The organism is Pseudostreptobacillus sp., assembly GCF_977040545.1.
The window spans coordinates 1-11,056 of the sequence record NZ_CDRRBS010000030.1; the positions used below are offsets into that span (position 1 = coordinate 1).

The 11,056-nt window shown below is 27.4% G+C and carries 10 protein-coding genes; all 10 read right to left on the bottom strand.

Annotated elements, in window-relative coordinates; all coding sequences use genetic code 11:
• Positions 1-98: 98 nt before the first annotated feature.
• The 10 genes from ACWYO2_RS02760 to secA all read right to left on the bottom strand — a co-directional run bounded on the left by ACWYO2_RS02760 (position 99) and on the right by secA (position 10,925).
• Complete coding sequence (locus ACWYO2_RS02760; RefSeq protein WP_455514969.1) at positions 99-1,127, bottom strand: BMP family lipoprotein; 1,029 nt, start codon at positions 1,125-1,127, stop codon at positions 99-101.
• A 103-nt stretch (positions 1,128-1,230) separates the two neighbouring features.
• Positions 1,231-2,091 (bottom strand): ABC transporter permease, encoded by an 861-nt coding sequence (locus ACWYO2_RS02765; protein ID WP_455514970.1) that lies wholly within the window; start codon positions 2,089-2,091, stop codon positions 1,231-1,233.
• A complete protein-coding gene (locus tag ACWYO2_RS02770; protein WP_455514971.1) occupies positions 2,091-3,185 on the bottom strand; it encodes an ABC transporter permease in 1,095 nt (364 codons plus the stop codon). Before ACWYO2_RS02770 ends, ACWYO2_RS02765 begins: the two co-directional genes overlap by 1 nt.
• Positions 3,178-4,677: an ABC transporter ATP-binding protein gene (locus ACWYO2_RS02775; RefSeq protein WP_455514978.1), complete on the bottom strand. Its 1,500-nt coding sequence runs from the start codon at positions 4,675-4,677 to the stop codon at positions 3,178-3,180. The genes ACWYO2_RS02770 and ACWYO2_RS02775 overlap by 8 nt, the downstream gene beginning before the upstream one ends.
• Before the next feature lie 161 nt (positions 4,678-4,838).
• Positions 4,839-6,602 (bottom strand): excinuclease ABC subunit UvrC, encoded by a 1,764-nt coding sequence (gene uvrC / locus ACWYO2_RS02780; protein WP_455514972.1) that lies wholly within the window; start codon positions 6,600-6,602, stop codon positions 4,839-4,841.
• A gap of 16 nt (positions 6,603-6,618) precedes the next feature.
• Positions 6,619-7,263, bottom strand: coding sequence for an endonuclease III (gene nth / locus ACWYO2_RS02785; protein WP_455514973.1), 645 nt, complete (start codon positions 7,261-7,263; stop codon positions 6,619-6,621).
• 40 nt (positions 7,264-7,303) lie between these two features.
• A complete protein-coding gene (gene rpmA / locus ACWYO2_RS02790; protein WP_455514974.1) occupies positions 7,304-7,588 on the bottom strand; it encodes a 50S ribosomal protein L27 in 285 nt (94 codons plus the stop codon).
• Complete coding sequence (locus ACWYO2_RS02795; RefSeq protein ID WP_455514975.1) at positions 7,585-7,920, bottom strand: ribosomal-processing cysteine protease Prp; 336 nt, start codon at positions 7,918-7,920, stop codon at positions 7,585-7,587. The genes rpmA and ACWYO2_RS02795 overlap by 4 nt, the downstream gene beginning before the upstream one ends.
• A 2-nt stretch (positions 7,921-7,922) precedes the next feature.
• Positions 7,923-8,219 carry a 50S ribosomal protein L21 gene (rplU, locus tag ACWYO2_RS02800; RefSeq protein ID WP_455514976.1) on the bottom strand — a complete coding sequence of 99 codons (297 nt, stop codon included), beginning with the start codon at positions 8,217-8,219 and terminating at the stop codon, positions 7,923-7,925.
• Positions 8,220-8,330: 111 nt separating this feature from the next.
• Complete coding sequence (gene secA / locus ACWYO2_RS02805) at positions 8,331-10,925, bottom strand: preprotein translocase subunit SecA (protein ID WP_455514977.1); 2,595 nt, start codon at positions 10,923-10,925, stop codon at positions 8,331-8,333.
• Between the last annotated feature and the right edge of the window lie 131 nt (positions 10,926-11,056).

An 11,056-nucleotide genomic window follows, 5' to 3' on the forward strand; every position in this document is an offset into this window, starting at 1 on the left:
TATTTGTACAAGTATAACAATAAAAATTAAATGAAATTTAAATTTAAATATTTTAATAAAAAACCACTCATTTGAGTGGTTTTTTAATATTTAGAATTTTATTTTAAAGGACCTTTAGTATCATCTAAAACAGTAATTTTACCGTCTTTAATCTCTTGTTTTAATTGTTCAACTTTAGCAATTTTTTCTTGTCCTATAATATCTTTAGTAAATTTAAATTCACTTGTTCCTACTCCATCTTCAGCTATACCAAAGTAAGTAGTTCCTGCAGTAAATGTTCCATCTAATGCAGCTTTAATTGTGTTAAATACTGCTACATCAACATTTTTAATCATTGAAGTTAAAATAGTTCCTTCTATTTCACCATCTTGATCAGAGTCAACACCAATAGCATATACTTTGTGTTCTTGAGCAGCTTTAAATACTCCAGCTCCTGAACCACCTGCAGCATGCATTATAACATCAGCTTTATTAGAAATTAAACTTTCAGTTAATTGTTTACCTGCAACTGGATCATTAAATGGATTATTTCCATTTATATAAGCACTAACAACTTGAACTGATGGATTAACATATTTTGCTCCTTGAATAAATCCAGTAGCAAATCTATATATAACTGGAGATTCCATTCCTCCAACAAATCCTATAACATTAGTTTTAGTCATAAGTCCTGCAATTGCTCCTGTCAAGAATGAACCTTCTTGTTCTTTAAATAATAATGAAGCAATATTATCTCCTTCAGCAACATCATCAATTAAAGCAAATTTTTGATCAGGATATTCTTTAGCAACTGCTTGTAAAGAATCTTTCATTGTAAATCCTACACCAATTATTAAAGCATATTCTCCAGTTTGTGCATATTCTGTTAATTGGTTTTTAGCTTCAACAGTTGGATCTTTTGGTTCATATTCAGAAACTTCAATCCCTAATTCAGTTTTTGCTTTTTCTAAACCTCTATAAGCTGAATCATTAAATGATTTATCTCCTTTACCACCTGTTGAATAAACTATCGCAACTTTTTTAGGTGCTTCTGCTTTAGTCGCAGTTTCTTCCCCAGTTTTAGCTCCACATGATATTAAAAATACAAATGCAAAGAAAACTGCAAAAAGGCTTAATACTTTTTTCATTTGTAATTCCTCCTAAATATTAATTTGTATATCAATTATACAATTTTTACCGAATAATTTCAAGTATCACATAAAAAAAAAGTGGTATAAATACCACTAATTTCTATTTTTCATATGGTTTTCCACTAGCTTTTGGTGGTCTTGATTTACGTCCAAATAATACTAATGCAATTAAAGTTAATAGATATGGAATCATAGCTAAAAATTCTTGAGGTATACCTCCACCACTTGCTTTTGTATAATCTGATAAAGCTTGACCAAAAGCAAATAATAAACTTGCAAGTATAGCACCTAACGGATTCCATCTACCAAATATCATTGCTGCCATAGCCATAAATCCACGACCAGCTGACATATTATTTGTAAAGCTTGATAATATAACAGTTGTCATATAAGCTCCACCAAGTCCACCGAAAGCCCCTGATAAAAGAACTCCTAAATATCTATATTTATAAACACTTATTCCAACAGTATCAGCTGCTAATGGATGTTCTCCAACAGCACGTATTCTTAAACCAAATACAGTATGATAAACTACAAAATAAGTTACAAAAGCTAATATATATATAAATGCAATTACTAAAGCATTATTCGGATGATTAGCTGCAGCTGGAGTTGATCCTGAAACTTTAAATATAGTTTTAATCAAATAAGAAGTTGTTGCTGTTGCAAAAAGGTTAATCGCAACACCACTTATTATTTGATCTCCTTTTAAATGTATACTTATTATAGCATGAATTAAAGCCATTAAAATCCCAACAATAACACCTGAAAGAATTCCTAAATAAGGATTACCAGTAAAATAGTTAACTACAGCTGCAGAAAATGCACCTGATAACATAATACCTTCAAGTCCCATATTAATTACACCAGGTATCTCACATAGACAAGCACCTACCGCTGTTATTAATACTGGTGGTGCAACTGTAATAGTTTGTATCAATAATGTTTTTAAAGCTTCCATTATTTATTCCCCTTTCTCTTATTCAATAACATCTTGAATAAGTTTTCAGCAGCAACAAGAATTATAATTAGAGCTTGTATAATAAATACAATTTCTTTATCTAATTTAAATTGTCTTTGTAATGTTTGTCCTCCAATTTCAAGAGATGCATAGAAAATTGAAGCAACTAATATACCAAATGGATTATTATTTCCAAGTAATGCTATAGCAAGACCTGTAAATCCATAATCTCCCATAATTAAATCTGTAAATCTATATTCAGCAGCTCCTCCCATAACTCTTTCAGCTCCTCCAAGACCTGCTATAGCTCCAGATAATCCCATTGCAATAAATGAAATTAACTTAGGATTAATACCAGCATTTTCTGCTGATGTTGGATTATAACCAACAGCTTTAATTTCATAACCTAATCTTGTTTTTTCAAAGAAATAATAAGAGAATAATACTAATACAATTATAATAATAAATCCTAAATTCAAATTTTGTTTAGTATAATTATAGAAAAATAATGGTAATCTTGATACTTCTTCAATTCTTGAACTTTGATTATTAGAAGAAGCTGGATCTCTTAACGGACCAGTTGATGGATTTATTAAATATCTTTGTAAATTAATCATTACGTAATTCAACATAATTGTACTTATTACTTCATTTATATTAAATTTTGATTTTAAGACACCTGCAATTGCAGCCCATATAAATCCACAGGCAGCAGCAAAAAATAAAGTTATTACAATATTAATAGGTCCTAAAAATTTAAGGTTAGAAGCAACAATAGTACCTCCTATAACAGCACCAAGTCCACCAGCAGCTAATTGTCCTTGAACTCCTATATTAAATAATCCTGCTTTATAGGCAAACATAACAGCAATTGCTGAAAACATTAAAGGAGTTGCAAAAACTAAAGTTTTTGCCAATCCGTTAAACGGAAATTTAGGTGATGATTGATATAATGCAGATTTAAACATTACAGCATAAGCTTCAATAGGATTTACTCCTCTTGAAATCATTATTATAGAACCTGCAATTAAAGCTATAATTACAGCTAATAACGATGGCAACATATTATAAACTGATTTTTTTAATTTATTCATCTAATTTACCTCCTGCCATTAATATTCCTAATTTTTCCATAGTAGCATCTTTTCTATCTAAAACTCCTACTATTTTACCAGAATACATAACAGCTATTCTATCACTTAAAGTCATTATTTCTGTCAATTCTGCTGAAACAACAAGTATGGCTTTACCTTTTGTTCTTTCGTGCAATATTGTATTATGGATCATTTCTATTGCTCCTATATCTACTCCTCTTGTAGGTTGAGATACAATAATAAATTTATTTTCTTTTTCTAATTCTCTAGCAACAACAACTTTTTGTTGATTTCCACCTGATAATCCACCATATATTACTTTACCATCTGTAGGTCTGATATCATATTTTTCTATCATTTCTTTAGTTGTTTTTTCAACCAAATTATAATTTATTATACCTTTTGAAACATATTTATCTAAGTCACCTAGAATCAAGTTTTCATTAACAGTAAATTCATCTATAGTAGCTCTCTTATGTCTATCCTCCGGAACATGTGATAATCCAGATAATCTAATTTGTCTCGGAGTATTATTAAGTAATTCTACTCCATCTATCATATATGATCCACTGTTTGCTTTTCTAAGCCCAGCTAAAACTTCAACTAATTCAGTTTGCCCATTACCTTCAACTCCGGCAATACCTAAAACTTCACCTTCTCTAATTTCAAAACTTACATTTTTAACCTTTTGAGTACCTAAATCATTCATAGCAACTATATCGTTTACTTTAACTAAAGTGTTTCCTATATTTACTTTTTCTTTTTTTATGTCAAATAACACAGCTCTTCCAACCATCATATTTGCAATAACTTCTTTAGTAGCCTCACTAGTTTTAAGATTACCAACATCCTTACCACGACGAATAACTGTAATATTATCTGATAAATCTAAAACTTCTTGTAATTTATGCGTAATGAATATTATTGTTTTTCCTTCTTTTATTAAATTACGCATAATTCCATAAAGTTCTATAACCTCTTGAGGAGTTAAAACCGCACTTGGTTCATCAAATATTAATAATTCAGCACCTTTAAATAGTATTTTTAAAATTTCTATTCTTTGTTGAATTCCAACAGATAAATCTCCTACTTTAGAGTCAGGATCTATATTTAATCCATATTTTTCAGAAACCTCTCTTACTTGTCTTCTTGCAGTTTCTAAATCAAATAAAAATTTTCCTTTTGTAGGTTCAAATCCTAAAACCATATTTTCAGCAACAGTTAATGTTTCTACCAACATAAAATGTTGATAAACCATCCCTATCCCTAAACGTGCAGCTTCAGTAGGTGTATCTATACTCACCTCTTGTCCTTTATAGAAAATTTTTCCTGAAGTAGGATCGTATAATCCATTTAAAATTTTCATTAGAGTTGATTTTCCAGCTCCATTTTCACCAACTATAGCATGAATTTCTCCTGTTTTAATTTTTAAAGTAATATCGTCATTAGCAACGATTTTTCCACCTAAAAATTCTTTTCTTATATTTTGCATTTCTAAAATATATTCAGTAGAAACATCAGCCAAAGCATCTTTTTTTGTACCTTGCTCTTTTAAAATATAGTCGCTCATTGTTTCCTCCCATTTAAAAGTATATATTATATTATACAACACAATTTCTAAATAGTCCATATCCACAAAAATATTTTTTTTCACTAATTTTTTTTAATTTCTCTTGCCACATTTTCAGGAACTACTAATAATAAGTCCTCAAATGAAGAGTCAAATATTTTCTTTACACTCCCAAATTTTTTAATAAGTTCTCTTTTTCTTTTAGGACCTATCCCCTTTATATCATCTAATTTAGATTTAATATTTCTTTCAGAACGTATTTTTTTATGGTATTCTATACCAAATCTATGAACTTCATCTTGAAATCTTGTTATCATATTAAAAAGATTAAAATTATTTGATATATCATATTCTACTTTATCATCACACAATCCAAAAGTAGAATGTCTATCATCTTTATACATACCATAAACTTTTATATTTTTGTAATTTAAATTCTCTAACATTTTTCTTATAACTGAAACATGATTTTTTCCTCCATCTAATAGTATTAAATCTGGAAAATCTTCATATTTTAATCGTCTTTTAATCGCTTCCATCATTGAAGCATAATCATTAGGACCTTCAACACTTCTTATCTTATACTTTCTATAAAGTTTTTTTTCTTTTTTCCCATCAATAAAAACTACTCTAGAAGCAACACTATCTATTCCTTGTATATTAGAAATATCAAAACATTCTATAATTTTTGGATACTTTTTCAAATTTAAAAGTTTTTTTAAATCCATCAAAGCAATTTTTATTTTATTTTCACTTTTATAATATTCATTTATTATAAAATCTAAATTTCTAATTCCTAATTCTAACAATTTCTTTTTCGTACTATTTATTATCGGTGAGATAATTTTAATTTTAATATTTCTTTCAGTTTCAAACCACTTTTCTACAATATCAATATTTTCTTTATATTCATTTTGTATAATTATACTCTTTGGTATAATTTTATTATCATAATAACTTAGAATTAATCTTTGTAAAATATCACTATCTTCAAAACTTTTTTCAATATTATACGAATTTTTATCAACAACTTTACCATCTCTAATACTAAAAATACATACAAATACTCTATTTTCTATTTCTTTAAAAACAAAAACATCTTCATCAACAGCTCTATTTTGTTCTATTATTTGATTTTTAATCAATTCATTTAACATTTCTATTCTATTTCTTATAATCAAAGCTTTTTCAAACTCTAAGTTATCAGAAAACTCTACCATCTCATCATGTAATTTATCAATAATTTTTCTATCTTTGTTTTTCAAAAACTCTATCAAATTATTTACATTTTTAATATATTTCTCTTCATCATTTTTATCAACAAATTTCCAATTACTACTATCACTAGTGTACCTTAAATTATACCCTAATATTTTTTTATTATACATATCAATATTAATATTATTTATTTCAAAAGCTACCATTAAAATTTTCAACATATTTTTAAGATTAGTAGGATATGGTCCAAAATAATATGCTTCTGAATTTATTTCTAAATGTTTTTTACTTCTTATAATAGAAATTTGAGGATATTTTTCCTTTGTTATTCTTAAATAAGGATATGTTTTATTATCTTTAAGTAAAATATTATACTTAGGCTTATATTCTTTAATCATATTATTTTCTAAAATAAGTGCTTCAAGTTCATTATTACATATAAAGAATTCTATATCATTTATATGTTTTACTAATTCAAAAGTTTTAATCGATGATTTAGGGTTATTAAAATAGCTAGAAACTCTATTTTTAAGATTTTTTGCTTTACCTATATAAATTATCTTACCTTTATTATTTTTCATCATATACACACCAGGATTATGTGGTATATCTTTCAAATCGATAACCATTATTCCCCCTTATAATTTACTTTTTAATATTATTTTCATAATATTTACAAAATTCTTTTATTTCACATTGACTACATTTAGGTTTACGTGCTATACATTTATCTCTACCTTGAAGTATAAGATAATGAGAATAATAATACCACATTTTTTTAGGTATTAATTTCATAAGTTTTTTCTCTATTTGTTCTACATTATCATTATCAACAAAGCCAATTCTATTAGATAAACGTTTCACATGAGTATCCACTACTATTCCAGATTTTATACCCCATAAATCACCAAGAACAACATTAGCAGTTTTTCTTCCAACTCCTCCTAACTCTAAAAGTTGTTCCATATTCTTAGGAATTTCACCATTATACTTTTCAACTAAAGTTTTAGCATTTTCTTTAATATTACGAGCTTTAGCTTTATAAAAACCAGTCGACTTAATGTATTTTTCTAAAGTCTCTACATCCATATCATAAACATCTTTAGGTTCTCTTATAACTTTAAATAATTCTCTTGTAACAATATTTACTCTTTTATCTGTACATTGTGCTGAAAGTATAACAGCTACCATTAATTGATACTCTGTCTCATATAATAATTCAGTTTTGGCATCTCCAAACTTATTACTTAAAATTTCTAATACATTCTTTACTCTATCTTTTACTAACATATTTCTCCATAAGAAAAAAAGCCTTATACAAGGCTTATATTTATTTTTTTTCTGCGTAAATACTTACTCTTTTTTTCCCTTTAAATGATTCAAATTTAACATAACCATCTATTAATGCAAATAAAGTATAATCTTTACCTAATCCCATATTTACACCTGGGTGGAACTTAGTTCCTCTTTGTCTTACAATTATATTTCCTGCTTTTACAGCTTCTCCATCATATCTTTTAACACCTAAATATTTAGGGTTAGAGTCTCTACCATTTTTAGTAGACCCTTGTCCTTTTTTTGAGGCGAATAATTGCAAATTCAACTTTAATATCATTTTCCATACCTCCAAACTTTAAATTGTACATTCTTAGGATAATCTTTTGCAACTTGCTTTGAAAAAAGTTTAAATGAATTAAGAAAATCTTGAGATTTAATTAAATCTTCCTCACTTATTTTAGCAAGATCACACAACATATACCCATCTTTCATCTCATATTCTATATCTTTAACACCCAATACTTCTATCAAAGCATTTAACGTCATTATTGATGTTGAAGAAATAGATGCACATACTATATCTGTCCCATATTCAGAACTATTAGTATGTCCTTTAATTAAAAATTTTACAATTTTCTCATCAATTTCAGAAAATTCAATTTTCGTCATAATTAACCTTTAATATCTTTAACTTCGATTAAAGTATATTGTTGTCTATGACCTTTTTTTCTGTAGTATGTTTTCTTATTGTATTTAAAGTTGATAACTTTTTTACCTTTTCCGTGTTCTTTAACTTCAGCAACAACTTTAGCACCACTAACAAATGGAGTTCCAACTTTATCTCCAACCATTAATACTTCTTCAATTGTAACTTCGTTTCCAACTTCTACGGCTAATTTTTCAACTTTCAATAATGAACCTACTTCAACTTTATACTGTTTACCACCAGTTTTAATCACTGCAAACATACGTTCACCTCCGAGTTTCATATCGCTGCATTAGGCATTAGCAAGCCTTTCGCATGCGTAAATTTATTCTATCATATTTTATTGTATTTGTCAAATTGGATAATTTTATATTTATTCCATTTTTTCACGTCTTGACATAGGAATTTCTTTATCTTCAATACTTTCTTCATCGCCAGAAGCATTTTCTATATTTTCTTCTTGCTCTCTTAATTTAAGTCTTAATAAGAATGAAGTTGTTTCTCTATTAATTCCATCAATCATATCATTATATACATCTGTACTTGATATTTTATATTCATTTACTGGATTTTTTTGACCATAAGATTGAAGATTAATCCCTTCTCTTAATTCTGTTAAATCTTTTAAATTTTGTCTCCATTTTTGATCTAAAACTTCAAGCATTATATATCTTTCTATATTAGAAAATTGTTCTTCTCCTATTTCTTCTATTTTTTCTTTATACTTATTAGAAACTATTTCGAATAATAAATCATAAATTTCCTCTTTATTTTTAGCATTATTAATAGTTTCAGGTAATTCTATATCATAAACTTCTATAAATTTAGAATTTAAATCTTCAAAATTCCAATCGCTTGGTTTTGTTTGTGGCAAGAAATTATCAACTATAGTGACTATAGTATTATCTATCATATCAAATACTAATTCTCTTAAATTTTGATTATATAGAATTTGATCTCTTTGTTTATAAATTACTTCTCTTTGCTTATTATTAACATCATCATATTCTATTAAACTCTTTCTAGTAGAAAAGTTTCTACTTTCAATTCTCTTTTGAGCATTTTCAACAGCTTTAGAGACTCTCTTATTTCTTAATTCTTCATCTTCATCAATTTTTAAAACACTCATCATAGATTTAATTCTATCTCCACCAAATAAACGCATCAAATCATCTTCTAATGATAAATAAAATTCAGATGCTCCTGGATCTCCTTGACGACCTGCACGTCCTCTTAATTGATTATCTATTCTTCTACTTTCATGTCTTTCAGTCCCAAGTATAAATAATCCTCCAGCTTCAAGAACTTTTTCTTTATTTTCATTACATTCTTTTTCATAAGTATGTAGAGCATCATAAAATTCTGGAGTACCTCTTTCAGCAATTTTTAAAGCTAAAGATTCAGGATCACCTCCAAGTTTAATATCAGTTCCACGTCCTGCCATATTTGTAGCTATTGTAACTGTTTTAAATCTACCAGCTTGTGCTACTATATCTGCTTCTCTCTCATGATATTTAGCATTTAAAACTTCATGAGGTATACGAGCTTTTGTTAAATATGATGATAATAATTCTGAATGTTCTATTGAAGCAGTACCAACTAAAACGGGTTGTCCTTTTTCAAATAATTCTATTATTTTCTTAACTATAGCTTTATGTTTTGCACGTGTAGTTTGATAAATTACATCAGGCATATCTTTTCTTTGAACAGGTCTATTAGTAGGAACTACAACAACACCCAATTTATATATTTGTTTAAATTCTTCTTCTTCAGTTTTGGCAGTACCAGTCATACCAGATAATTTATTATACATTCTAAAATAATTTTGAAGTGTGATTGTAGCTAATGTTTGATTTTCTCCTGCTACTTTAATATGTTCTTTAGCTTCTATAGCTTGATGTAATCCATCAGAATATCTTCTTCCATCCATAAGTCTTCCGGTAAATTCATCAACTATTATTACTTCTTCTTTATCATTTATTATGTAATCTCTATCTCTTTTAAATAATTCTTTAGCTTTTAATGCTTGTGATAAATAATGAGTTAATTCTACATATTCTGGAGCATATAAATTTTCTATACCTAATATTTTTTCAACATTTCTTATCCCTTTATCTGTAATTGTTACAGTACGAGCCTTCTCATCAACTTCATAATCTTCCCAATCTTCATCTGGTATAATTGTATTTTTCTTATCCTTTATTTCCTCAGTTTTATAACTTCTCTTCAATCTTAAAACAACATTTGCAAATACATCATACCAATGCGTTGTTTCCTCAGCTGGTCCAGAAATTATTAATGGTGTACGAGCTTCATCTATCAATATCGAATCTATCTCATCTACTATTGCATAATTATGCTCTCTTTGAACTTTTTCTTTAGGATCATGAACCATATTATCTCTCAAATAGTCAAATCCAAATTCATTATTTGTACCATAAGTAATATCAGCATTATATGCATTACGTCTTTCAGTATTATCAATATTTGCGACTATAACACCTGAAGTCAATCCATGAAAATCATAAATCTGTGACCCTGTATCTCTATCTCTCTTTGCTAGATAATCATTAACCGTAACGACATGAACTCCTTTACCTGTTAATGCATTTAAATAAATAGCCAAAGTTGACATCAATGTTTTACCTTCACCTGTTTTCATTTCAGCAATTCTTCCACTATGTATTATCATACCACCTATTAATTGAACATCATATATTCTCATACCAGTCAATCTCTTAGCTGTTTCTCTTACTACTGCAAACGCTTCCACTAAAATATCATCTAAAGTTTCTCCTTTAGCTATTCTTTCTTTAAATTCTATAGTTTTAGCTTTCAACTCATCATCAGTTAATTTAATCATACTTGGTTCTAATTCATTAATTTTTTTTACTTCTTTACGCATTTGTTTTATTATCTTTTCATCTGAAACACCAAATATTTTATTAATCATATCAATTATATTCATATTTTCATCTCCCTTTATATTTTATTTTAAAAATAAATACAACTTACTCTAAAAATTTCAATATATTATTATTTAAAATATTTATAATACTAGGATTATTATACTTTATATATCTATACGGAAAATATTTA

Bases quoted from the DNA above. Each gene is read 5' to 3' on its own strand.
- ACWYO2_RS02760 (WP_455514969.1), bottom strand. From the start codon at position 1,127: ATGAAAAAAGTATTAAGCCTTTTTGCAGTTTTCTTTGCATTTGTATTT.
- rpmA (WP_455514974.1), bottom strand. From the start codon at position 7,588: ATGATATTAAAGTTGAATTTGCAATTATTCGCCTCAAAAAAAGGACAA.
- ACWYO2_RS02770 (WP_455514971.1), bottom strand. From the start codon at position 3,185: ATGAATAAATTAAAAAAATCAGTTTATAATATGTTGCCATCGTTATTA.
- ACWYO2_RS02795 (WP_455514975.1), bottom strand. From the start codon at position 7,920: ATGACGAAAATTGAATTTTCTGAAATTGATGAGAAAATTGTAAAATTT.
- rplU (WP_455514976.1), bottom strand. From the start codon at position 8,219: ATGTTTGCAGTGATTAAAACTGGTGGTAAACAGTATAAAGTTGAAGTA.
- ACWYO2_RS02775 (WP_455514978.1), bottom strand. From the start codon at position 4,677: ATGCAAAATATAAGAAAAGAATTTTTAGGTGGAAAAATCGTTGCTAAT.
- ACWYO2_RS02765 (WP_455514970.1), bottom strand. From the start codon at position 2,091: ATGGAAGCTTTAAAAACATTATTGATACAAACTATTACAGTTGCACCA.
- nth (WP_455514973.1), bottom strand. From the start codon at position 7,263: ATGTTAGTAAAAGATAGAGTAAAGAATGTATTAGAAATTTTAAGTAAT.
- uvrC (WP_455514972.1), bottom strand. From the start codon at position 6,602: ATGGTTATCGATTTGAAAGATATACCACATAATCCTGGTGTGTATATG.
- secA (WP_455514977.1), bottom strand. From the start codon at position 10,925: ATGAATATAATTGATATGATTAATAAAATATTTGGTGTTTCAGATGAA.